Annotated in this window: 19 protein-coding genes and 1 tRNA gene; 7 read left to right on the forward strand and 13 right to left on the reverse strand. The window is 64.2% G+C overall.

The features are described 5' to 3' along the window. The first annotated feature begins 376 nt into the window (after nucleotides 1–376). Nucleotides 377–1,597: a CaiB/BaiF CoA-transferase family protein gene (locus tag VGH68_RS10920; RefSeq protein WP_331603633.1), complete on the forward strand. Its 1,221-nt coding sequence runs from the start codon at nucleotides 377–379 to the stop codon at nucleotides 1,595–1,597. 96 nt (nucleotides 1,598–1,693) lie between these two features. On the opposite strand, the gene VGH68_RS10925 is transcribed toward VGH68_RS10920, so the two are convergent. Both VGH68_RS10925 and ggt read right to left on the reverse strand, forming a co-directional pair. Beyond that, a complete protein-coding gene (locus VGH68_RS10925; RefSeq protein WP_331603634.1) occupies nucleotides 1,694–2,254 on the reverse strand; it encodes an RBBP9/YdeN family alpha/beta hydrolase in 561 nt (186 codons plus the stop codon). Between the two features lie 297 nt (nucleotides 2,255–2,551). After that, nucleotides 2,552–4,345 (reverse strand): gamma-glutamyltransferase, encoded by a 1,794-nt coding sequence (gene ggt, locus VGH68_RS10930; protein ID WP_331603635.1) that lies wholly within the window; start codon nucleotides 4,343–4,345, stop codon nucleotides 2,552–2,554. Between the two features lie 579 nt (nucleotides 4,346–4,924). Here ggt and VGH68_RS10935 point away from each other — a divergent pair. Together VGH68_RS10935 and VGH68_RS10940 are read left to right on the forward strand one after the other, a co-directional pair. Next, nucleotides 4,925–6,634, forward strand: a complete 1,710-nt coding sequence (locus VGH68_RS10935; RefSeq protein ID WP_331603636.1) for a glutamine--tRNA ligase/YqeY domain fusion protein — start codon at nucleotides 4,925–4,927, stop codon at nucleotides 6,632–6,634. Nucleotides 6,635–6,909: 275 nt separating this feature from the next. Continuing rightward, nucleotides 6,910–7,794: a transporter substrate-binding domain-containing protein gene (locus tag VGH68_RS10940; RefSeq protein ID WP_331603661.1), complete on the forward strand. Its 885-nt coding sequence runs from the start codon at nucleotides 6,910–6,912 to the stop codon at nucleotides 7,792–7,794. A gap of 30 nt (nucleotides 7,795–7,824) precedes the next feature. Here VGH68_RS10940 and VGH68_RS10945 read toward each other — a convergent pair whose 3' ends face one another. From VGH68_RS10945 to VGH68_RS10955, 3 genes are all read right to left on the reverse strand, one after another. Continuing rightward, complete coding sequence (locus VGH68_RS10945; RefSeq protein WP_331603638.1) at nucleotides 7,825–8,274, reverse strand: NUDIX hydrolase; 450 nt, start codon at nucleotides 8,272–8,274, stop codon at nucleotides 7,825–7,827. A gap of 91 nt (nucleotides 8,275–8,365) precedes the next feature. Further along, the gene (locus tag VGH68_RS10950; protein ID WP_331603639.1) at nucleotides 8,366–8,755 is read right to left on the reverse strand and encodes an RT0821/Lpp0805 family surface protein; all 390 of its coding nucleotides are present in this window, start codon (nucleotides 8,753–8,755) and stop codon (nucleotides 8,366–8,368) included. Nucleotides 8,756–8,850: 95 nt separating this feature from the next. Further along, nucleotides 8,851–10,410, reverse strand: coding sequence for a methyl-accepting chemotaxis protein (locus tag VGH68_RS10955; RefSeq protein ID WP_331603640.1), 1,560 nt, complete (start codon nucleotides 10,408–10,410; stop codon nucleotides 8,851–8,853). 585 nt (nucleotides 10,411–10,995) lie between these two features. Here VGH68_RS10955 and VGH68_RS10960 point away from each other — a divergent pair. The 3 genes from VGH68_RS10960 to VGH68_RS10970 all read left to right on the forward strand — a co-directional run bounded on the left by VGH68_RS10960 (nucleotide 10,996) and on the right by VGH68_RS10970 (nucleotide 15,469). Continuing rightward, on the forward strand, nucleotides 10,996–12,279 hold the full coding sequence (locus tag VGH68_RS10960) for a PAS domain S-box protein (RefSeq protein ID WP_331603641.1): 1,284 nt from the start codon (nucleotides 10,996–10,998) through the stop codon (nucleotides 12,277–12,279). A 15-nt stretch (nucleotides 12,280–12,294) separates the two neighbouring features. Continuing rightward, nucleotides 12,295–13,791 (forward strand): putative bifunctional diguanylate cyclase/phosphodiesterase, encoded by a 1,497-nt coding sequence (locus VGH68_RS10965; RefSeq protein ID WP_331603662.1) that lies wholly within the window; start codon nucleotides 12,295–12,297, stop codon nucleotides 13,789–13,791. A gap of 361 nt (nucleotides 13,792–14,152) precedes the next feature. Then, nucleotides 14,153–15,469: an Nramp family divalent metal transporter gene (locus VGH68_RS10970; protein WP_331603642.1), complete on the forward strand. Its 1,317-nt coding sequence runs from the start codon at nucleotides 14,153–14,155 to the stop codon at nucleotides 15,467–15,469. 25 nt (nucleotides 15,470–15,494) lie between these two features. Here the strand turns inward: VGH68_RS10970 and VGH68_RS10975 are convergent, their stop codons facing one another. From VGH68_RS10975 to VGH68_RS10995, 5 genes are all read right to left on the reverse strand, one after another. Next, nucleotides 15,495–15,923, reverse strand: a complete 429-nt coding sequence (locus VGH68_RS10975; protein ID WP_331603643.1) for a DUF1810 domain-containing protein — start codon at nucleotides 15,921–15,923, stop codon at nucleotides 15,495–15,497. Between the two features lie 84 nt (nucleotides 15,924–16,007). After that, nucleotides 16,008–16,559: a hypothetical protein gene (locus tag VGH68_RS10980; RefSeq protein WP_331603644.1), complete on the reverse strand. Its 552-nt coding sequence runs from the start codon at nucleotides 16,557–16,559 to the stop codon at nucleotides 16,008–16,010. Nucleotides 16,560–16,925: 366 nt separating this feature from the next. Next, nucleotides 16,926–17,342: a nuclear transport factor 2 family protein gene (locus VGH68_RS10985; protein WP_331603645.1), complete on the reverse strand. Its 417-nt coding sequence runs from the start codon at nucleotides 17,340–17,342 to the stop codon at nucleotides 16,926–16,928. A gap of 189 nt (nucleotides 17,343–17,531) precedes the next feature. Then, nucleotides 17,532–18,131, reverse strand: coding sequence for an NADPH-dependent F420 reductase (locus VGH68_RS10990; RefSeq protein WP_414696929.1), 600 nt, complete (start codon nucleotides 18,129–18,131; stop codon nucleotides 17,532–17,534). 72 nt (nucleotides 18,132–18,203) lie between these two features. Next, complete coding sequence (locus tag VGH68_RS10995; protein WP_331603646.1) at nucleotides 18,204–18,938, reverse strand: SDR family oxidoreductase; 735 nt, start codon at nucleotides 18,936–18,938, stop codon at nucleotides 18,204–18,206. A gap of 106 nt (nucleotides 18,939–19,044) precedes the next feature. Between VGH68_RS10995 and VGH68_RS11000 the strand changes: the two genes are divergently transcribed. Beyond that, nucleotides 19,045–19,992 carry a LysR family transcriptional regulator gene (locus tag VGH68_RS11000; RefSeq protein ID WP_331603647.1) on the forward strand — a complete coding sequence of 316 codons (948 nt, stop codon included), beginning with the start codon at nucleotides 19,045–19,047 and terminating at the stop codon, nucleotides 19,990–19,992. A gap of 254 nt (nucleotides 19,993–20,246) precedes the next feature. Here VGH68_RS11000 and VGH68_RS11005 read toward each other — a convergent pair whose 3' ends face one another. From VGH68_RS11005 to VGH68_RS11015, 3 genes are all read right to left on the reverse strand, one after another. Beyond that, the gene (locus VGH68_RS11005; protein ID WP_331603649.1) at nucleotides 20,247–21,353 is read right to left on the reverse strand and encodes an NADH:flavin oxidoreductase/NADH oxidase; all 1,107 of its coding nucleotides are present in this window, start codon (nucleotides 21,351–21,353) and stop codon (nucleotides 20,247–20,249) included. 124 nt (nucleotides 21,354–21,477) lie between these two features. Then, entirely contained in the window at nucleotides 21,478–21,960 is a 483-nt protein-coding gene (locus VGH68_RS11010; RefSeq protein ID WP_331603650.1) for a hypothetical protein, read from the reverse strand. Between the two features lie 503 nt (nucleotides 21,961–22,463). After that, nucleotides 22,464–22,540 (reverse strand) — tRNA-Arg (locus VGH68_RS11015). Between the last annotated feature and the right edge of the window lie 28 nt (nucleotides 22,541–22,568).

The following is a 22,568-nucleotide window of genomic DNA, read 5'->3' on the forward strand; positions in this document are numbered from 1 at the left end:
ACGATCGTGTGGCCCTTCGATTCGAAGAACTTGAGGAATTTCTCGCGGATTTCAGCGGCTTTCATAGCGTGCGGGGGACGGTTCCTGACTGTGACTGGCGGCCAGAGAGATGCGCCAACTGTCGGTTTCTTAAACGACTGATTATACGGGATCGGCTAGCGCGCGCGGCACTGCGCGCCGCCTCGCTGGCCATCCGGCCAGGACGGGACGCGCCCGCTGCGACGCTCGCGTGTCGCCGCGTCCGATCCGCGCTATGACGTTCGGCTGACTGCGCCCGGAGGCGGGAATCGCTTAAGATGGCTTCCACGAAACTTCGCGCGAAACGACGCACGGCAGCTCGCGAGCCGTTTGCAACCATCAGGAGACATTCAACGACATGGGCGCTCTTAGTCACATCCGCGTGCTGGATCTCACCCGCGTGCTCGCCGGCCCATGGTGCGCGCAGACGCTTGCCGATTTCGGTGCCGACGTCATCAAGATCGAGCGCCCCCAGGCCGGCGACGATACTCGCCACTGGGGCCCTCCGTATCTGAAAACGCCGCAAGGCGCCGATACGCGCGAGGCCGCGTACTACCTCGCGGCGAACCGCAACAAGCGCTCGGTCACGGTCGACATCGCGTCACCGGAAGGGCAGCAGATCATCCGCGAACTTGCCGCGCAAAGCGACGTGGTGCTCGAGAATTACAAGGTCGGGCAATTGCGGAAGTACGGGCTCGACTACGCATCGCTGAAGCACGTGAAGCCGGATCTGATCTACTGTTCGGTCACCGGCTTCGGGCAGACCGGACCGTACGCGCAGCGCGCCGGCTACGACTTCATCGTGCAAGGCATCGGCGGCTTCATGAGCATTACCGGCGAGCGCGACGGGCAGCCCGGTGGCGGCCCGCAAAAGGCGGGCGTGGCGATTGCCGATCTGATGACCGGCATGTATTCGACCGTCGCGGTACTCACCGCGCTCACGCACCGCGACCGCACGGGAGAAGGGCAATACATCGACATGGCGCTGCTCGACGTGCAGGTCGCGATGCTCGCCAACATGAATTCGAACTACCTGGCGAGCGGCGAGCCGCCGGCGCGCTGGGGCAATGCTCATCCGAATATCGTGCCGTACCAGACCTTTCAGACGAGCGACAGCTGGATCATCGTCGCGGTCGGCAACGACGGCCAGTTCCGCAAATTCGTCGAAGTGGGCGGCCGCCCGGAACTGGCCGACGACGAACGCTTCGCGACCAACCCGGCACGCGTGCGCAACCGCGATGTTCTGGTGCCGATTCTGGCCGACATGGTCCGCACGCGGCGCAAGCAGCAATGGATCGCCGCACTCGAAGCGGCCGGCGTGCCGTGCGGGCCGATCAACGACCTCAACGAAGTGTTCGAGAACGAGCAGGTGGTCGCGCGCGGGCTGCAGGTCGATCTGCCGCATCCGTCGGGCGGTACCGTCAAGCTGGTGCGCAACCCGATCAACATGACCGGCACCCCGCCGCAAGCGTCGAGTCATCCGCCGCTGCTCGGCGAGCACACGGAGCGTGTGCTGAGCGACGTGCTGGGATACGACGCGCAGAAGATTGCGGCGTTGCGAGCAAAGTCGGTGATTTGAGATAAAAGAGACAGAAGGCGGCACACACGTGGCCGTGGCCGCCTGACGGCGAAGTAGCGCAAACTCAAAGCGGACTCAAAGCAGACTCAAGCGGACTCAGTGGGAACTCACCAGCGAAGCGAGCCACGCTCGCCCTTCGTCCCAGTCGCCAAGACCGCTGTCCGCATTGATATGGCCGCGCGCGCCCAGGCCGATCCAGCGGCTGCCCCAGGCCTTCGCGCAGGTTTGCGAAAACGGCACGCCGGCATACGGATCGTCGCTGCTCGCCACGACGATGGTCGGAAACGGCAGCCGCGCGAGCGGCACGGGCGCGAAGCCGACCACGTCGGCTGGGAAATGCGGCCCGGTGGGATCGGGCGCCGCGACGAGCAGCGCGCCAGCCACTTTCGCGAGTTGCGCGTCGCTCGCGTATTGCAACGCCCAGAACGCCGTGGTGAGGCAGCCGAGACTATGCGCGGCGAACACGACCGGCCCATCAGCGGCGGCGGCGGCGGCGTCGAGCGCACGGCACCATGCGTCGCAAGAAGGACGGTCCCAGTCCGGCATCTGAACGCGGACAAACGCGGGATCGAGCGCTTCCCAGCGCGTTTGCCAGTGACCGGCGTCCGAGTTCTGGTATCCCGGCAGCACGAGTGCGTTCAGTTTCGGTTCGATCATCGCATTGTCCGTTGTTGGTTGATCGGCCGCTCGCGCGTAGCTGGGTCGGCCGTCTGTTGTCGTCGCCGGCCACGGGGGCCGCTTACCGTCTTCGCTTATTGGCGTCGCTTACCGTTGGCGTCGCTTACCGTCTTTGCTTATCGGCGTCGCTTACCGTCTTTGCTTACCGTCTTCGCTTACCGTCTTGGCTTATCGGCGTCGCTTACCGTCTTCGCTTACCGTCTTCGCTTGGCGTGGGGCTTACCTTACCGTCGGCCCTCAGTGGCGTCGTTTACCGGCGTCGATTATCGGCGCTGGCTACCGTATCACGCGTGCCACCCCGGCGCCACGCGGATCGCTCGCCGGCTCGGGCGTCGTGCCGTCGACGCGGATCATCTGCACGTCGCCATTGAACGACTGCTGGTCGAGCGTGTAGCCGAGCGCCTTCAACTGCGCGGACAGTTCATCCGGAACAGGATGATACGGCTCGAAGTAGATCGTCTTGGCCGGCAGCAACTGGTGATGAAAACGCATCGCGGCAAGCGCGTCCGTGGGTGTCATGCCGAAGTCGTACAGGTTCGTCATCACCTGGAAAATCGTCGTCAGGATGCGCGAGCCCCCAGGGGTGCCGATGGCGAGCGCCACCTTGCCGTCCTTCACGAGCAGCGTCGGCGTCATCGACGAAATCGGCCGGCGTCCCGGCGCTATCGTGTTGAGTTCGGCATCCGCCGCGACAGGCGTCGTGCTCGCGCCGGCCGCGCCGCCGCGAACCGGCTTGACGACGAAATCGTCCATCGCGTCGTTCAGGAGAAAGCCGCCGCCGTCCACGACCACGCCGGAGCCGAAATCGCCGTTCAGCGTGTAGGTGTTCGATACCGCGTTGCCCCATTTGTCGACCACCGAGAAATGGGTGGTCTGCGCTTTCTCCGCCGCCCCGTCGCCGGGACCAGGCTGCACCGGTGCCGCGCCCGGTGCTTCGTCGGTCCTGATTTCGTCCGCGCGCTGCGCGAGGTACGCATCGTCGATCAGCCTGGCGGCCGGCACCGGGCTCGCGTCGGGATCGCTGCTATAGCGCTGCCGGTCCGCGAACACGCGGTCCTCGATCTGCGCGATCAGGTGGATGTACGGCGCCGAATTCAGCGCGAGGCCGTCGAACGCCGGCTCCAGATCGGCGCGCATCTTCAGCATCTGGATCAGTCCAATGCCGCCCGAACTCGGCGGCGGTGCGGTGATTACGCGGTAGCCCTGCCAGTCGGCCGCGAGCGGTTCGCGCCACACCGCCTGGTAGCCGCTCAGATCCTGCCTCGTGATCAGGCCGTGGCCGTACATCTGCGCGGCGATCAGCTCGGCGGTGCGGCCTTCGTAGAACTCGCGGCCGCCGTCGTTTGCGATCCGCGACAGCGCCTGCGCGAGCTCCGGCTGGCGCAGCGTCGCGCCAGCCTTCAGGTTCGAGAAGTACGCATCGAAATTGGTGTGGGCGGCGAAATGCTTCGCGGCCGCGTCGCGCCGCTGCTGCAGTCGCGCATCGACCTGAAAGCCATCGGTCGCGTAATGGATCGCGGGCGCGAGCACCTGCTTCCATTTGAGCTTGCCGAAACGCCGCTGCGCTTGCCACATGCCGTCGACGGTGCCCGGCACCGCGACCGCGCGATACCCGACCGTGCTCATGCCCGGCACTACGTTGCCCTTGTCGTCGACGTACATATCGGGGGTCGCCTGCTGCGGCGCGCGCTCGCGGTAGTCCAGAAAATACGGCTTGCCGTCGACCAGCAGCGTCATGAACCCGCCGCCGCCGAGGTTGCCCGCGTCTGGCCGGGTGACCGCGAGTGTGAAGGCGATCGCGACGGCGGCATCCACCGCGTTGCCGCCGGCGGCAAAAATCTGCTGCGCGGCGTCGGCGCTGTAGCTATCCGGCACGGCCACCGCCGACGCATCGAGCGCCGGTTTCGGCGGCGGCGTTTTCGCGACCGCGCGTAGCGGCGCAGCGAGGCCGCCGGCAAGCGCGGCGAAGCATACCGACGCCAGCGCCACGCGGGTGCAGGAACAAAAACGGGCGCTAATACAAGCGCGAGCGAAAGGCGCGCGGAACGCGCCGTGCATCGGGACAGGCATCCGAGAAACTCCGGCAACGAGGCGAGCATGGTGCATGAACGAGGGCGGTTCATGCAAGGTGGCGGCAAATCGGCGTGGGGCTGGCATGGGCATGGGCCGGGCGTGCGCTTGCGCTTCTGCTTGCGCTCGATCCCCGGCTGGCACTGCGGTGCAACGGCACCGGGCACGACCGATACGAACGGAGCACACGCGCGGGACCGCGCGAGGCGAAAGCCGCTTTTTTAGACAGGCTGACTGGGGCGCCAATCACTTCAATCCGCTGTGTCCCGTACGCGGGCAGCGCACACCGTCCGCGGCACCCCTACCCGCGCCGCACGCATCCTAAGCCGCGGCCGCAAAGCCGGCCAACCCGTTTTACCTCCTGTTACAGCACCGGCCAGCGCGGCCCGTGCGTCGCTTCGATCGCAGCTTCCGCCCGCTTGCCTCGCCGTTTTTGCCAGCGCCGGCAACCCCCGCCCCGCCCGCGCCCCGCCGCATCGTCGGCGGCTCGCCGCACCCCTGCCGCGAGCGGACGCGTCAGGTAGAATTGAACGCTTAGCGGGCGCGCTGCGCGCCCCCACGGACTTCTGACCTTCTCGCATGACTACCGAACGCAACGACGCGCCAGCGGCATCCAATTTCATCCGCAACATCATCGACGACGACAACCGCACCGGCAAATGGGGCCAGCGGGTCGAAACGCGCTTCCCGCCCGAGCCGAACGGCTATCTGCACATCGGTCACGCAAAGAGCATCTGCCTGAATTTCGGTATCGCGCGCAGCTACGGCGGCGTGTGTCATCTGCGCTTCGACGACACCAACCCGGAAAAGGAAAGCGTCGAATACGTCGACTCGATCATCGACGCGGTGAGCTGGCTCGGCTTCGAGTGGAAAAAGGACAATCAGGAGCATCTGTACTTCGCGAGCGACTACTACGACAAACTCTACGCATTCGCCGAGTTGCTGATCCAGCGCGGCCGCGCGTACGTGGACAGCCAGTCGGCCGAGGAAATTCGCGCGAACCGCGGCTCGGCGACCGAAGCCGGCACGCCGTCGCGTTTTCGCGAGCGTTCGGTCGATGAAAACCTCGACCTGTTCCGCCGCATGAAGGCGGGCGAGTTCAAGGAAGGCGAGCACGTGCTGCGCGCGAAGATCGACATGTCGTCGCCGAACTTCAACATGCGCGACCCGGTGATCTACCGGATCCGCTTCGCGCATCACTACCGCACCGGCGACGCCTGGTGCGTGTATCCGATGTACGACTACACGCACTGCATCTCGGACGCGCTGGAAAACATCACGCATTCGCTGTGCACGCTCGAGTTCGAAGATCATCGTCCGCTCTACGACTGGATCCTGAACGAGCTTGCCGATGCTGGCGTGTTCACGCGTCCGTTGCCGCAGCAAATCGAATTCTCGCGCCTGAACCTCACCTACGCGATCACCAGCAAGCGCAAGCTGCTGCAACTGGTCAACGAAGGCCACGTGGACGGCTGGGACGACCCGCGCATGCCGACCATCGTCGGCGTGCGGCGGCGCGGCTTCACGCCCGAGTCGATTCAGCTGTTCTGCGAGCGCATCGGCGTGAGCAAGGTCGATTCGTGGATCGACATGAGCGTGTTCGAAGGCGCGCTGCGCGACGATCTGGACGAGAAGGCGCCGCGCATCGCCGCCGTGCTCGATCCGCTCAAGCTGATCATCGACAACTACCCGGCGGGACTGACCGAGCCGTGCCACGCGCCGGTGCATCCGCATCATCCTGAACGCGGCATGCGCGAATTCCCGATTTCGCGCGAGCTGTGGATCGAGCGCGACGACTTCACCGAAACGCCGCCGAAGGGCTACTTCCGGCTGTTCCCCGGCAACAAGGTGCGGCTGCGCTATGGCTATGTGATCGAGTGCACGCACGCGGACAAAGACGAAAATGGCAACGTCGTCGCGGTGCATTGCAACTACTTCCCGGACAGCAGATCGGGCACCGAAGGCGCGAACAACTACAAGGTCAAGGGCAATATCCACTGGGTCAGCGCCGAGGCCGCCTGCCCGGCCGAGGTGCGCATCTACGACCGGCTGTTCAGGGAGCCGCAACCGGACGCGGGCGGCCGCGACTTCCTCGAGGCGCTGAATCCGCATTCGAAGCGCGTGGTCCAGGCCTACCTCGAAACGGGCGCGCATCATGCGCTGCCGGAGCAGCGCTACCAGTTCGAGCGCCACGGCTACTTCGTCGCCGACCGCGTCGATTCGAAGCCGGGTAAGCCCGTATTCAATCGCATCGTCAGTCTGCGCGACAGTTGGGGGAAGCCGGCGTAAGCTGGCGGTAATGATCACGGCCGCCGCGCTGCCGGCAGATTGCGCCTGGACGTGTCGGTTGGACAGGCGGCCTGAAAGCGCGGCTTGACGGCGCCGGGGTTGAGTTGCGGCGTGCATCCCGTTCACGAGGTGCACGCCGTTTCATTACATGATGGTTGCATGATGCTTGATCGACACTCATTGCACGCTCGCCCGAGCGCGCCGGTCCGGGAGGTCCGATGAAAATTGCGGCCCTCGGCGGCGCCCATACCGGGGCCATAGCTGGCGCGCGCGGCATGCTCGCCGCGCTCGCCGCGTGCGGCACGGTCCTGCTCGCGGGCACCGCCCACGCGGACGAACTGACCGGCACACTGAAAAAAATTCATGACGACGGCGTGGTGGTGCTGGGCGTGCGCGAAGCGTCGATTCCGTTCTCGTATTTCGACGGCAAGCGCACGGTCGGCTACTCGCAGGCGATTGCGCTCGAAATCGTCGACGAAATCCGCAACAAGCTGAATATGCCGCAACTGCGCGTGCACGAAATCACGGTGACCTCGTCGAACCGCACGCCGATGCTAATCAACAGCCAGATCGATCTGGAATGCGGCTCGACCACGCATACGATCGAGCGGGAAAACGTCGCCGCGTTCTCGGATAGCTTCTTCCAGTACGCGGTGCGGATGATCACGCGCAGAAATAGTGGCATCAGCGATTTCGCCGACCTGGCCGGTAAACCCGTCGTGACGACCGCGGCAACGTCCGACGAGCGGCTGCTGCGCCGGCTGAACACCGACAAGCAACTGAACATGCGCATCACGAGCGTGCGCGATCACCAGGAAGCATTCACCGCGCTCAAGGAAGGCCGCGCGGTGGCTTTCGTGATGGATGAGCCGATCGTCTATGGCTTCAAGGCAACGGACCCGCATCCGGACGATTTCGTCGTGACGGGCACGCCGCTCGGCTACGAGGTCTACGCGTGCATGTTCCGCAAGGGCGACGAGCCTTTTCGCAGCCTCGTGAACCGGGTGATCGCGCACGCGCAGAGCACGGGCGACGCCGAGCGCCTGTACAGGAAGTGGTTCACGCAGCCGATTCCGCCGCTCGGCATCAACCTCAAGTTCCCGCTGTCGGATGCGAACCACGCGCTGTTTGCGCATCCGAACGACCGCGCGCTCGACTGAGCGGCACGAGCGCGGCTCGCGGGTGTCGCGTCATAGCGACCGGTGCAGCTCCGTGAGCGACAGTGTCGTCTCGAACAGCCGCGTGAGACTACGGCTCGCGTAGTGCGGGATTTCGTCGATTGAGGTCCAGCGGTAGTCGTCCATTTCGGGGATCAGCGTGCCGTCGGAGCGGCGCGGAAATAGCGACGTACACGTGCAGCCGGATAGATCGAGTTCGCCGGCGCTCGCACGCGCGGCGAACAGATGCAGATCCTTGTCGCGCCGGTAGACGAATAGCCCCAGATCCTTCAGGCGGGTGGGCTCGAGCGCGATGCCGGTCTCCTCGACCATCTCCCGCAGCGCGGTCGCGTCGGGCGACTCGCCTTCTTCGCCCTGTCCCTTCGGGATATCCCAGTGGGTGGTTTCGGTGGCGTGCGCAAGCAGCACGCGCCCGGTCGGGTCGAGCAGCACGATCCCGCATGAGACGGTTCGTGCGCTCATCGCCGCACCCCCCTCCGGCCTGGGCGGCAAATGGCGGCGAGCCGCGCCGACACCGCAAGCGCACGCGAGACCCTCATCTTTGGCATGCGCGTCAATTCTTCTTTTGCATCTGCCAGGTGCCGCCGCCTTGCTTGCAGAAGGTGGGGCGCAGGTTCACCGATTGCCCCTTCGCATTGAGCGCCACGGCCATGTCGCGGCAGGTGCGCCCGCCGTTGCTGGTGGTGCTGCCGAGCGTGATGTTCGCGTCGATCTTCACGCTGTTGCCGGTGCCGTCGTTGACCCAGGTGACGCTCTCGCCGTCTTTCTTGTCGTTGAGCGCGCTGAAGACCGCATGCTTGATCGAGTCGATATCGCGCTGTTTCATGTAGGCGAGCGGCGTATCGTGCAGAAAGTCGAGATTCGCCGCTTGCGCGCAGACTGCGGCGCCAAGCAGCAGGCTCGCGGCACTCAGACGGAACAGCACACGGGTTCGCATCGACATAAAGGGTTCTCCTCGAAAGTGCGCGGTGCGCGCGACGGCTCTTGATCCTGACCTCAAAAGCATAGCACGCACGATTCGGGAGTCTGGGCAGCCGGTCAAGCGGCTGCGCCCTCCAACCGGAACACACTGACGACACCGCGCAGCATCTCCGCCTGCTCCTGCATCGATTGCGCGGCGGCCGCTGCCTGCTCCACCATCGCCGCGTTCTGCTGGGTGGTCTCGTCCATCTGCGCGATCGCGACGTTGACCTGCTCGATGCCGCGGCTCTGCTCCTCCGACGCAGCTGAAATCTCGCTGATGATGTCGGTCACGCGTTTGACCGCGTGGACGAGCGAATCCATCGTGCCGCCCGCCTTCTCGACGAGCGCCTTGCCGCTGCCCACGCGCTCGACCGAGTCCTCGATCAGGCTCTTGATCTCCTTGGCCGCATCGGCGCTGCGGCGCGCGAGATTGCGCACCTCGCCCGCGACCACCGCGAAACCGCGTCCCTCCTCGCCCGCGCGCGCCGCTTCGACAGCGGCGTTCAACGCGAGGATGTTGGTCTGAAACGCAATGCTTTCAATCACACCGATGATGTCCACGACGCGCGCCGAACTCGCCGCGATGCTCTGCATGTTTGCGACCACGTGCTGCACGGCCTCGCCGCCCTCGCCCGCGAGCTGCGAGGCCGAGCGCGCCATCCGGTTCGCCTGCAACGCGTTATCGGCGTTCTGCTTGACCGTCGCGGTGAGCTGCTCCATGCTCGCCGCCGTTTGACCCAGCGACGACGCCTGTTCCTCGGTGCGCGCGGACAGATCGAGATTGCCCGCGGCGATTTGCTCGGCCGCGACCGTGATCGTTTCGGTGCCGCCGCGAATTCGTCGGATCGCGTCGGCCAGACGCTCCTGCATGCGCTGCATCGCGAACAGCATGCTTTGCTGATCGTCGCCGGCCAGCGCGACCGGCGTCGACAGATCGCCGTCCGCGATCGTTTCCGCGACGCCCGCCGCGTAGGCGGGCTCGCCGCCGAGACTGCGCTTCACGTTGCGGATGATCATCACGAGCGCGATCGTGCTGGCGCTGCCGATCACGAGGATCGTCAGCAGATAGCGCAGCAGATCCGCACGGAACGCCGCGTTGATGTCGTTCACGTAGACGCCCGAAATCAGGTACCAGTCCCACCCGGCGAAGCGCTTGACGAAGCTGATCTTGGGCACGTGGTCGGCGCGGCCCGGCAGGCGCCCCATATAGTCGACGAAGCCTTGGCCCTGCGCCTGGGCGAGCTTGACCATCTCGACGAACAGCAGCTTGCCGTCGGTGTCCGCGTAATGCGACACGTCCTTGTTGCGCAGATCCGCGAGCACCGGGTGCATGATGACGACCGGCGTCGCCGTCGTGACGATCATGTAGCCGCTGCCGGGGTAGCGGATTGCCGCGAGCCGCGCCATCGCCTGCTGTTGCGCCTGCGGCATCGTCAGTTCGTGCTCGTCGGCGCGCTTCGCGTAGTCGGCGACGATCGCATACGCGCTTTCGACGACGTTTTGCACCGCCGACTTGCGCTCCGTGAGCATCGTCGCGCGCGACTGCCACGCGGCCCAGCCGCCGAGGCCGAGCAGCCCGAGCCAGGTGATCAGTAAGGCGAGCCAGAGTTTGGTATTGAGGCTGAATCGGTTCACGCGGGTTGCTCCGTCGCCGGGTCGGTCCGGCTGAATGACGCGGCGTCGTGGCCGCGCCCGATGGGCGGGCCCGGCGGCCTCGATCATGGTATTGGCTCTCTGGATCCTGAATCTTGCCGCGGGGCACCTGCCGGGACGCGTCCCGGGTGCTGCCTCGCGTATTGCCTGACGGCCAGGTCCGCTCATCGACCGCTGTCGCGGCGCGCAACGGCGCGGCGCATCAGCGAGTTCTACTGAGATAACGGCGCGGCGCGTGATTTCCTGAGTCGGGAGTCACCCGGAGGGCATCTACATGCCCATTGCGACCCAGGCTTGCCCGTCCCATCCGCGACCCACGATTACGGAGGCTGGTAGGGGAGCAGCAGATTTTTGATAGGCGTTTATACCAATAAGAAATGCACGGGCGATGCCCGTTAAGCTGCACAACGTCCGATCGTCGACAAAGCCAGCGCTTGTGAAAGCTGCGTCCGCATCCGGGCACTTTCCTGTCGATCTGCTCCCACGCAGCGTCGGCGCAGGCTCGTCGCCAGCTCTCGCGAAGCACAGCCGCCCACGACCTCGTGCACAGAAAAGTAGTCCGTGAGAATGAAACAAGCTGGCAAAAACTATCGTCCCAACACAGCAGCCTTGCGGCGGCCCCTAACCGGAACCGCTGCCATTGCTGTTGTAGCCGTTCTGGCGATTTGCGTCGCGATCGCCGCTTCGATCAGCGCAACGCTATCGCACGAAGCCGCGGACCGTCGGCTTCGCACTGCCCTTTCCGTGGCGTCGGATCTGGAGGCGCTGCTTTTCCTGCACGTTGCGGCGAATACTGACTTCCTCAAGGGCATTGGTAAAGCTGGCTATAGCTCGCAGGGGTGGCCTGTCGGTCGCGCAGCGGCGACGGCAAAGACGTACGATCGGCTCATGCAAAGTCTGGCCAACGTGCGCGGCGCACCCGAGAAACTGCGGCAGCTTCGCCAGCTGAGCGCCGTGTGGCCCGAACAGCTCGAGATTGCCGCAACAAACCTGGCGCTTGCCGATGCGCAAGCAAAAGCGATCAAACCGGCTTTATTGCAGCAGGCGAACAGGACGCTTGGCCACATCATGGTTCTGCTGTCACAGCTCAGCGCAGACGAACGGGAGCGGATTGCACACATGCAGTTCGCCTCTCAGGATCAGTTGGTGAAGCAAAAGAGCTCGCTGGCGGTCGCTTCCGCTGCAGGCATCCTACTGCTGCTCTTTGCGGTGTTGACACGGCAACGCGCTGAGCTGGCAAAAATGACGTCGGCAATTGTCGCTGCCGAGGTACAGCGTCGCTTCAAGGAATACTTCGAGCGGCACCCCGTCGCGATGCTGATCTTCGATGTGAACTCGCGCGAGATCCTGACGGCAAACACCGCCGCTCAACGGCAGTACGGTGGTGATCTCCGGGCTACATCGATCGACCAGATCCGCCCTGCTGCGGACATCGAACATTTCCGACGTGACTTGCAAAGTTACCTTGCATCCGGCGCCAGCGGCGGACTGGGCGGCGTACGTCGTCATAAACATGCTGACGGTAGCGTTTTTTACGCCGAGGTGACCTATCATTTCCTGGATTTTGCCGGCAGGCAGGCATGCTTCGTCACCGCGCATGACGTGACCGCGCACGAGGCGGCCAAAGAGGCACTACGCCTGCGCGGCCGAGCCCTCGAGGCCTCGAGGAACGCAGTCGTCATCTCGTCCCGGGTCGACGGCAAAAACGTCGTCACGTACGTCAATGCGGCGTTTGAGAGCGCGACCGGCTGGTCTGTCGAGGAGGCGACGGGAGCCTGCCCATGGGAAATGATCGGATGTGACCAGACTTCTCCCCACGTGACGTCAATAGGCGAGTCCCTGAAGGCGTGACGCGCCTGCACGGATCTGCTCAGATGCGATAGGCGCGACGGTTCGGAATACTGGATCGAACTCAATGCTTCTCCTGTGCAAGGCGACGGCGGTCATCCGACCCATTTCGTCATCGTCTTCAGCGACGTGTCCGAACGCATCCGCTATCAGGACCAGTTGCGCACCCAGGCCTACGAGGATGCGCTCACCCACCTGCCCAACCGGCTAGGCCTGAAAGCAAGGCTGGGCGACCTGGTCAACCGTGCCGCCGACCAGGAAACAAGGCTGGCTCTGGTGTTTCTAGACATAGACAATTTCAAGGAAATCAACGATTCCCTCGGGCACGCCGGCGGGGACGCGGTGCTGTGTGAAGTGGCGCGACGGCTGTCGGCGTCCGTGTCGCTCGCAGATCTGGTGGTCCGCTACGCGGGAGACGAGTTCGTCGCGGTCCTGCACCGCGGCGACGTCGACAGCCTGGTGGCTGCCGCCGGCGCGATGAAAGATGCGCTGAATGCCGGGTTCTGTGTCGGTGACACGCTTGTCGTGCCGCAGGCAAGCGTAGGAATCGCCGTCTACCCCGACCATTCGACCGACGCAGAAACGCTCCTGGGATACGCCGACGCCACCATGTACCAGGCCAAGGCCATCGGTCCGAACAGCCTGCAGCTCTTCGACCCGGAAATCGCATCACGGAGCAACCGGCGGACTCTGATGGCGCAAGCGCTGCGGCGAGCGGTAGCTGGCGACGAATTCACGGTGGTCTACCAGCCGCGTGTCAATCCGGTGACGGGACGCACGACCGGCTTCGAGGCCCTGGTCCGCTGGTACGATCCTGAGCGGGGCCAAGTGAGCCCCGCATCGTTCATTCCGCTTGCCGAAGAAAGCGGCCTGATCGTCAGGATCGGTGAGCGCGTGCTGGAAGAGGCTTGCCGTCAAACTGCCGTCTGGGCGCAGGCGTATTCCGACCTGGTTGTCTCCGTGAACGTATCGCCCGTGCAATTCGAACGATCAGACCTGTCGGCCGTCATCGCGAACACGATGAAAAATGCCGGCGTTAGCCCTCGCAATCTTGAACTCGAGATCACCGAGGGCGTCATGATGGCGCCGAACTCGCTCGGGACCCTCCGCGCGCTTCGGCAAATGGGAGTATCGATTGCCATCGATGACTTCGGGTCCGGCTATTCGAGCTTGTCGTACATCCGGAATTTCATGGCCGACCGGGTCAAGCTGGACATGTCGTTCGTGCGGGGCATCGGTCGTTCCCGTGCAGACGAGGTCATCGTCAAAGCGGTCCTCGCTCTTGGGCGAACGCTTGGCATGAGAGTTGTGGCCGAGGGCGTCGAAACGCCAGAACAGCGTGGTTTTCTGGTCGACAACGGATGCGACGAGGTGCAGGGTTTCTGGTTCGCGCGTCCGGTCGAGGCAGTAATAGCGCAGTCATACCTGGCCGCCGACGATCTTCCGCTGCCTGAACTGATGACCTCGTCTGAGGAACACGGCGTCAGCAGCGCTGATGCCGTGCAAAGGCACTAACCCCGCCAGCATCGTGCTGCCCCCGGAACGTCGAGCCAATACAGCGAAAGCTCGGCAACGGGGGGCATGCCGCTTAGGACGTGCTGCTGGCAATTCCAGATGCGACCGCGCCTCGCCGCCGCAGCGGCGCGACTCGATGCCTTGGTCCGCCCCGCGCGAACATCCTCGCGACAGCCCCACCCGGTACGGATCCTGCGTGCGACACATCCGCCGCGTGATGACTGCGGTAGTCGCTGCTCGTAAGCGACTGCCATTGTGCAGCGCGACACCCGCGCACACCCTTCGGCTCGCACAGCGAGGACCGGCCGACAAGCTGCCGCGGAAATCTTGCATGCATTGACTTCCTTTGCCGACGCATATCATGCCCTCGATCCATCAGACGGGAGTCACCCAATATCCCCGCGGCAATGCCGAAGGGGGCGCGGCTGCGCATTCGTGGGCGGCCGACATCGGCCCAGGCGTCGTCACGATGGCCGCGGACAACGACCCGGCGGGCATCGTCACCTATTCGCTCGCGGGCGCGCAGTTCGGCTACGACATGCTGTGGAGCTGCGTGCTGACCTATCCGTCGATCGTCGCGTTGCAACTCGTGTCGGCGCGAATCGCGGTTCTGACGGGCGACGGACTGACGACCAATATGCGCAAGCATTACTCGCGCTTGTGGTTTTTCCTTGCCGTCGGCCGCTTCCTGATTGCAAACACGTTCAACATTGCCGCCGACGTCGTCGCGATGGGCCTGGGCGCGCAATTGCTGTGGCTCGGTTCGATCCCCGGCTTCGCGATGTTCTTTCTCGTGCTCTCGATCGCGCTACAGTGGTTCGTCCCGTATGCAAAGTACGCGCGCGTACTGAAATGGCTGGCGCTTTCATTGTTCGGGTATGTCGGGGTCGACATCGCGCTGCATCTGCCGTGGACCAGGCTCACGGCACAGCTCTTCGTCCCTCATGTTTCGTGGTCCGAGCATTATCTGGAAATGCTACTGGCGGTTCTGGGCACGACTGTCAGCCCGTATCTTCTCTATTCGCAGGCGCAACAGCAGGTCGAAGCGCAGCGCCCGCAAGACGAACGCGCGAACGGTGATAAGAATCGCGAGGCTCGCCTGAAGCGCCTGCGAAGCATGCGCGGCGATACGCTGATCAGAACCGCGCTATCGAACGCGGTTGCGGTCTCCATCATGATCGCGGCAGCGGCGACGCTCCACGCGAGCGGCCGGGCTGCTGATTCGGCGGCAACGCTCGCCAGCGTGCTCGCGCCGGTCGCCGGCCGGTTCGATACGCACCTGCTGGGTCTGGCGCTCATCAGCAGTGCGCTGCTTGCGTTGCCACCGCTCGCCGGTTCGGCGGCACACGCGGTCGCGAGCACCGTCGGCTGGTCCAACGACGAACGCCACAACCGGCGCATCGCATTCACGCTGGTGTCGATCGTCGCGTTGGGCGGCGGGTTGGGCGTCGTGCTGGCGGCAATGCAACTGGACCCGATTCGCGTGCTCTACTGGAGCGCGGTGCTCAACGGCACCACCGCCACTCCGGTGATGGCGCTGCTCGTGCTGCTCAGCACCCGGCACTCTTCAGTGGGCGATCTGAGCGCACACTGGACGTTGCGCGCGCTCAGCTGGCTTGCGGTCGTGGGAATGGGCGCCGCCGTGATCGCACGATACGTGAGCGGCTGGCAGGGCTGAATGACAGACCCGCTTGCATCGCGAATCAGTCGCGCGGCAGCCTGGCGACGGTGAGCGGATCCGGCTCGCCGTCGCAGTACTTGCGAAGCGCCGTTTCGAATATCGCATTGTCTTGCGCGGCACGCGCAAACAGCGTCATCGACGAACAGAATTTGCGATTGTCCGGATAGCCGAAGATCTCGTCGACCGTCTTGCCTTCGATGCCGTTGACGATCGCCGTGCACTCTCGCAGACGTGGCCCAAGCAGCGGGTGCGCGAGATACTCGCGTGCCTCGTCGAGCCCGGAGATCGCGTACCGCTGCGCGGTCGGGCTGCTGCCGATCCCCTGTATTTGCGGAAAAATGAACCACATGTAGTGGCTGCGCTTGTCGCCCGCGCGCAGTTCGCTGGTCACGCGCGCATACATCGGCTGCTGTGCGTCCACGAAACGCTGCAGATTGTTTCGATCGGCCATAGCGCTGCCCTCGTTTCGTCAGTGTCCCAGTTCGAGGCGCTCGCGTTTGACGGAGACGAAAACGCAGCAGCGCCGGTGGGGCGCTTACTGCCGGGTGTAAGACGCGAGTGCGTCGGGCGTGCGCATGTCGCGCGGCATCTGGAAGTCCGCTAGCGCTGCGCCGCGCATGTCGGCGGGCGGTCGCGGGAAGCCGGAGCGGTCGCTATAGTCGACGGGCGGCGTACTGCGCGGGCCGGTCGCCGAGCTCGCGGCATACACGTCGAGCGCGGCGATGCACGCGACGTTGACGGCGGCGCGCTTGGCTCGCACCCGGCCGCGCGCATCGAGCCTCGGCGACAACGCAAGCGTGCCGAGATCGAGCGCATCGCCGCCCACCCTGGCCCACAGGAAGGGCCGCGGATTGCGCAGCGCCAGCACACCGACGCCGCAAGCCAGCTCGCGCAGTCCATACAGACGCATCGTACCCGCCCCAGCGCTCACCCCGGCGGCGCGCGCCATCGCGCGGGGGGCGACGATCTGCGCGAGTCCGAGCGCAATGCTGAACCAGCCCAGTCCGCGCGCGATGGCATCGGGCTGCGGCAGCCGTTGCTGCAGACGCCCAGCGTTCCGTTGGTCCGACCCGGAATGAGAATTCATGTCTTCCCCTCGTCAAAGGCCCGACGAAGATGCGCATGGCGCTTTTCCGCTGATCGGGCCGCGTGGATAAATACCGCCGGAGGATCGCTGCCAGGAGATTGCAGCGAGAACAGTTGCCTCGGGCTTGAGCGCCGCAACCGGCGTACCCGCGAACGGCGATTTGCGGACACATAGCCTGTGCGCAGCGGTTGCAAAGCGGCAAGTCACTGGTTGTAGTTTTCGGGTGGCCGGGGCCGCGGGATTGCTAGTTGCGCGGTGGGCGCATCAGGATGCAAGCCTGCTGCGAAAGTCGGCAGCCGCTTCGCCGTCGCTGCGCCGCGACATTCAGGCGGCGAGTTCGACGTGGGTGGTATCGATCCCGATCGTTCAGGGCTCGGGGCTCGCGTCGGTCCCGGAGGCCTGCGCCAATGCTTGCGTGTCGATATATTCCCGGATATTCGTCAATTTGCCATTTCGAACGGTAATGGCGAATACCCAGTCGTCCTTGAACGTCCTGTTCGTGGCCTTGATTTTCCCAATGGCGACGCCGACGACGAGAACCCGGTCTCCCTGCGCCACGAATTCGGGAGGCGTCGGATACGTCGTTCCCACCTCGTCGGAAGCCTTCTGAAGCACTTTCACCAATGCCGCGTGCCCGCGGTGCGTGCCGGCGAGCGGCCAGTCTTCGCCCGGAATGATCCACTCAATATCTTCGGCAACCAGCGCCAGCACACCTTGCTTATCGCCGCTGCCGATCGCCGCAAAGAAGTTCTTCACGATCTGGATATTCTCTTCGGTGCTCATCGAATCTCTCCATTTCCTTTTATCGGATCGTGTCCGATCTAACCGGCTCCCTTGTGGATTTGCCGCGAGGACGTAACGCCAGATGAGCGGAGCACGGCTCACCGCCGGCGCCGCGCTCGCTTCAATCAAACTGTGGTCGACCCTTTGTCCACGCGGCGGGATCGCATCGAAATTTGCGAGCACGACTCATCAGTCGAACTTGACCAGGTCCTTGAAGATCAGCCGGCCCCAACTATTTCCGCGCGCCTGCACAAGCAGCCCACCTTCCGAAAGTCCGCCAAGTTTGACCGGCGCGAAACCGAGCTTTTCCGCAAGCTTCCCGATCTCCTCTGCGGCGCCGTCATCGTCGCTCGCCAGGAAAACGACCCTCTTGCCACCGTGTACGGCCGGATCCTGCTCCAGGACGGCAGCGCCCAGATGATTGAAGCCCTTAACCAGTCTTCCACCCGTGAAGGCCTGTGCGACGGCCCGGGAAGAAGGTTGTCCATCCAGTTCCTCAGGCGGCACGCCGTACGCATTGGTGACATCGACGATGGTCTTCCCCTGCCAGGTGGGCAGCGCCTTCGCGACATCCTGGTGTGACTCGAAACGGACTGCCAGAAAGATGATGTCCGCCTTGACCGCTTCCGCGAGTTTTTTGGGAATAATCCCGGGTCCGATCGCGGCTGCAGCCGATGCAAAGCTTTCCGGGTCGCGAGTGGTTGCAACGGATACTTCGATGCCTGTTCGGGCAAACGCCTTGGCAAGCGCCTGGCCGATCTTGCCGAAGCCGATAATTGCATAGCTCATACGTTTTCCTTTGGTGCGCAGCGCCCTGCGGGCTCCGAATATCGAACCGGAGGGACCGGCGGGCGTAGCCTGTCAGAGTTGCGCAAGGCCGCCGTCGACGGCGACTTCGCTGGCGGTCATGAAGCTGCTGTCCAACGACGCGAGAAAGGCGGCCACGGCCCCAATCTCCGCCGGATCGGCCATGCGTTGCAGCGGAGTCAGCGCGGCGAAGGCCTTCTGGCCCTCCTCGCCTAGCGCTTGCTTCGCGAGTTCGGTCGCCGTCGCCCCGGGCGACAGCACGTTGACCCGGATGCCGGTGCCCTTCAGGTCCTCCGCCCAGGTCCGCGCGAGGTTGCGCACTGCCGCCTTGCTCGCGCTGTAAGCGCTGAATGCGGGAGCGCCGGTGGTGCCGGCGCTCGATCCGGTCAGGATGATCGAACCGCCCTTACCCATCAGCGCCAGCCCCTTCTGGACCGTGAAGATCGTGCCCTTCACATTGGTGTCGAAGGTTTCGTCGATGTGCTCGGCGGTGATCTTGCCGAGCGGCAGCGGGCTTCCCGCCCCGGCATTGGCGAAGACGATGTCGAGGGTTCCGCGCTCGGCCTTCACCGCCGCGTAGAGTCGGTCGAGGTCGGCCTCATCCGAGACGGAGCCCTTCACTGCACGCGCGTTGGGCCCGAGGTCGGCCACGGCGGCGTCGAGCGCTTGCTGCCGGCGGCCGAAGATGAAGACGAAGGCGCCTTCCTCGATGAAGCGCTTTGCTGCGGCGCGGCCGATGCCGGTAGCGCCACCGGTAATCACGGCGGTCTTTCCATTCAGTCTGTTCATGTCATGCATCCTTCGAAGCAAAAGCGAGAAATGCAATTGTGGACCCCTTGATCCATGAAACCAATTGACTGAATATCTATAGGTACCATCTACTTTTTAGATAGCTATGCTCGACAACGTCACCATCAATCAACTTCGTGCCTTCGTCGCCGTATGCGATCAGGGGAGCTTTTCCGGGGCTGCACGGGAGTTAAGGCGTGCACAGTCGGCGGTCAGTCACGCGATCAGCGCGCTCGAAAGTGCCTTTGACGTCGCGCTGTTCGAGCGCAACACTCGCAAAGCGACGCTTACCGCCGCGGGCCGGAGCCTCCTGCCTGATGCTCGTGGGGTGATCTCACGCACCGAGGAAATGAAGATGCGCGCGGTTGCGATTGCTGAAGCCGGGGTGCCCCAGGTCTCGATTGCCGTGGATACCTATTTTCCGCGTGCGCACCTGATTGAATGCCTGCGCAGGCTGCAGTCGGACTTTCCAACCGTTGCAATCAATCTGCGCATGACGACCATGCAAGGCGGCGAGCGCCTGGTTCTCGAAGGCACTTGCGCATTGGCGGTGACGATCACCGACGTGCCGGAGCTGAGCCCGGGCACCATAGAAAGGCAGCATTTATGTGAAGCGCAAATGGTGACCGTCTGTGCGCCATCGCATCCGCTGGCCGCAATCGCGGGGCCGATCCCGCGGGAGGAATTTGGCCGGCACATCCAGCTCGTCGTAACCGACAATCAGCCTGATGCGGAAAAGACACAACAGGGGGTCGCCGGTGAACGCCAGTGGCTGGTGAATGACCTCGGCGCGAAGCACGATTTGCTCAGGGGCAGCTTATGCTGGGGGCACATGCCGCATCATGTGGTTGCGGAAGACCTCGCGAACGGAACACTTGTCGAACTCCAACGGCGCGCATGGCACATGCGCGCCCTCACGTTCATGATCTCGCAGCGGCGCGGGTACTCGTTTTCTGAATGCGAGACGCGGCTGGTTGCGCTCCTCGGCAATCGTCATCGCTTTTCGAACGGTGCCAGCAAGCGTGCCGTCTCACGCGCAGGCAAAAAAGCGTGAAGGGCCGCTACGCGTGAGCAACAGCCCGCAGCGGCTGCGCTACATCTGCTTTGCCCGGAGATTGCCAGCGCGTCGTCAACTTCGATCCCGAGTTATCGCACAGTGCTCTGCTGCCTGGAATGATCAGGCAGCGCGGCACGCGCGTAATGGGCCCTGTCCTCAATCTTTCGTGTGTCGCTCGATAAAGCGACGCTATGCGGCACGCACGGCGCGCGGGTTCATCACAGCGTCGAAGCTCCAGCGCGTCGCAATGCTCAATCTTCTTCGAACAGATGTCTGTACTGATGCGGCTGCGAACGTAGATACTGTTTCGGCGCACGCACCTGCGCGCCGAGTTCCGCCGCCGCATGCCATGGCCAGCGCGGATCGTACAGCGCGGTGCGGGCGATCGCGACCATGTCCGCATCTCCTGTACCGACGATCGCTTCGGCCTGCTCGATGGCGGTGATCAGCCCCACCGCAACCACGGGCATCGTCACGGCCTGTTTCACCGCGCGCGCGAGCGGCACCTGATAGCTCGGGCCGACAGGGATGTTCTGCGACGGATGCAACCCGCCGCTCGAAACATGTATCGCGTCACAGCCGCGCGCTTGCAGCGCTTCGGCGAACGCAATGGTCTGCTCCAGGTCCCACCCGCGATCGACCCAGTCCGTTGCCGATACACGCACCGTCACGGGACGCTCGGCGGGGAACGCGGCGCGTACCGCGTCGAACACTTCGAGGGGAAAGCGCATCCGGTTCGCGAGCGAGCCACCGTATTCGTCATCGCGCTGGTTTGAAAGCGGTGACAGAAACTGATGCAGCAGGTAGCCGTGCGCCACGTGAAGCTGGATCAGATCGATGCCGAGCCGCGCCGCACGCTCGGCAGACCGGGCGAACGCATCGCGGATCTTGGCGAGGCCCGACTTGTCGAGCGCGGTCGGCGGGTTTTCGCCGTTCTCATAGGGCAGGTTCGATGGTGCGACCGTCTGCCAACCATGGGCGTCACCGGGCGCGATCTGCGCACCGCCTTCCCATGGGACGTCGGCCGATGCCTTGCGCCCGGCGTGGCTCAACTGGATAGCCACCGGCATGTCCGACCAGCGGCGCACGCCTTCCAGCACGCGAGCGAGCGCCACTTGCGTGGCGTCGTCCCAAAGACCGACATCGGCGTAGGTAATGCGGCCTTCGGGAAGCACGGCCGTCGCTTCGATCGTCAACAATGCGGCGCCGGATAGCGCAAGCTGGCCGAGATGAATCAGATGCCAGTCGTTCATGCAGCCGTTCTCGGCCGAATACTGGCACATCGGCGCAATCACGATCCGGTTCGCGAGCGTCAGCTGGCCGACGCGCGCGGGTTGAAACAGGGCGGGCTGGGACACGAGGACTCCTTCTGGTTGCGCTTATCACTGCACCGGGTTTTTGCTCCCGACTCCACAGCAACCCGCGTACCCCTCGACGCGCGAGCACGCCACCGGCTCTGCTGCTACAACAAGAACTGCCGGCTCAAAGGCGGGAAGGAAAGAGCGGCCGTGCGTCGTAGTTGAGGTCCTCGTCGGCGGGATCGACTAGAGAGAACGTCATATCCGCGTAAGACAGGCGTCGATGGAATGCGGTCTCGGTCAGCCCATTGTTATCCGTTCGATACAGGATTCGGCCCGCAAAATAACATTGAGCCTCCGATGCCGGAGGACACCGCGCCGATATCACCCCGCCGAACGTGGCCCGTTCCGGCGCGTCGAGCGTGAACCACAATTCGCTCCGGCCAGGCAGCTCGGTGCCGGGCGCTATCGCAGTCGTCGTCGCATATCCCCACCCTTCGCGAGGTAGCGAATGGCGCGCGCCGATCATCGCGAATTTGATCTCGTACGCGCTTGCGATGACGTGCGCGGCATCGCCGGATTCATTTGCGACCACGCAGCGGACTCTTCCGGGATCGCCCGGTATCGCGACGGATGCTGCGGCTGGGACCGTGATGCGAGCGTTCAAGATGTCCCCTCGAAGACAGGCGCATTACGTCAGCAATCGCGCGCGGCGCAGCCAGTCGCTCGCGAGTTGGGCGTGTCCATCCCTCGTTCACCGCGTCCACTGCCGCAGCGTGCGCAACGAGGATGCGCTGGCCAAGCAAGCGTCATTCCGTTGTCTCAAAACGGCCCTTGCTTCGTGAGCGCGCGGCACCGACGTACGAATTACGAGCGCTGCAACTGTCTGGACAAACGGTAAGCGTCTACCGGAAGCTTTTCGAAGCGGGTCGACGCGGGCGGAGTTCGATGCCAGTTCCATGCCATCGAGGCACTTGGAGCCGGGTGCAAACGTCCGTGTTGGGGAAGGACGGCAGAGCCTCGATAGCGGCCACACTGCAGCAGTCCGCGAAGAACTTTTGGTTGGAAAGCGATACCTGGACGAACGCGGGACTCATGCTGCAGCGACTACATGGCTCCAGAAAACAAAAAGCCCAGCCGGTTAAGGCTGGGCTAGGCGTTTGCATTCGTTGGTACGGCAGGAGGGGCTCGAACCCCCGACCCTCGGCTTAGAAGGCCGATGCTCTATCCAGCTGAGCTACTGCCGTATCGATCGAGATCCGCGTGGCAACACGC

Source organism: Paraburkholderia sp. (genome assembly GCF_036488505.1).
In the GTDB taxonomy this organism is placed as follows: domain Bacteria; phylum Pseudomonadota; class Gammaproteobacteria; order Burkholderiales; family Burkholderiaceae; genus Paraburkholderia.

Bases quoted from the DNA above. Each gene is read 5' to 3' on its own strand.
- VGH68_RS10985 (WP_331603645.1), bottom strand. From the start codon at position 17,342: ATGAGCACCGAAGAGAATATCCAGATCGTGAAGAACTTCTTTGCGGCG.
- VGH68_RS10980 (WP_331603644.1), bottom strand. From the start codon at position 16,559: ATGAATTCTCATTCCGGGTCGGACCAACGGAACGCTGGGCGTCTGCAG.
- ggt (WP_331603635.1), bottom strand. From the start codon at position 4,345: ATGCCTGTCCCGATGCACGGCGCGTTCCGCGCGCCTTTCGCTCGCGCT.
- VGH68_RS10925 (WP_331603634.1), bottom strand. From the start codon at position 2,254: ATGATCGAACCGAAACTGAACGCACTCGTGCTGCCGGGATACCAGAAC.
- VGH68_RS11000 (WP_331603647.1), top strand. From the start codon at position 19,045: ATGCTCGACAACGTCACCATCAATCAACTTCGTGCCTTCGTCGCCGTA.
- VGH68_RS10990 (WP_414696929.1), bottom strand. From the start codon at position 18,131: ATGAGCTATGCAATTATCGGCTTCGGCAAGATCGGCCAGGCGCTTGCC.
- VGH68_RS10935 (WP_331603636.1), top strand. From the start codon at position 4,925: ATGACTACCGAACGCAACGACGCGCCAGCGGCATCCAATTTCATCCGC.
- VGH68_RS10940 (WP_331603661.1), top strand. From the start codon at position 6,910: ATGCTCGCCGCGCTCGCCGCGTGCGGCACGGTCCTGCTCGCGGGCACC.
- VGH68_RS10975 (WP_331603643.1), bottom strand. From the start codon at position 15,923: ATGGCCGATCGAAACAATCTGCAGCGTTTCGTGGACGCACAGCAGCCG.
- VGH68_RS10920 (WP_331603633.1), top strand. From the start codon at position 377: ATGGGCGCTCTTAGTCACATCCGCGTGCTGGATCTCACCCGCGTGCTC.
- VGH68_RS10995 (WP_331603646.1), bottom strand. From the start codon at position 18,938: ATGAACAGACTGAATGGAAAGACCGCCGTGATTACCGGTGGCGCTACC.
- VGH68_RS10960 (WP_331603641.1), top strand. From the start codon at position 10,996: ATGAAACAAGCTGGCAAAAACTATCGTCCCAACACAGCAGCCTTGCGG.
- VGH68_RS10945 (WP_331603638.1), bottom strand. From the start codon at position 8,274: ATGAGCGCACGAACCGTCTCATGCGGGATCGTGCTGCTCGACCCGACC.
- VGH68_RS10950 (WP_331603639.1), bottom strand. From the start codon at position 8,755: ATGTCGATGCGAACCCGTGTGCTGTTCCGTCTGAGTGCCGCGAGCCTG.
- VGH68_RS10970 (WP_331603642.1), top strand. From the start codon at position 14,153: ATGCCCTCGATCCATCAGACGGGAGTCACCCAATATCCCCGCGGCAAT.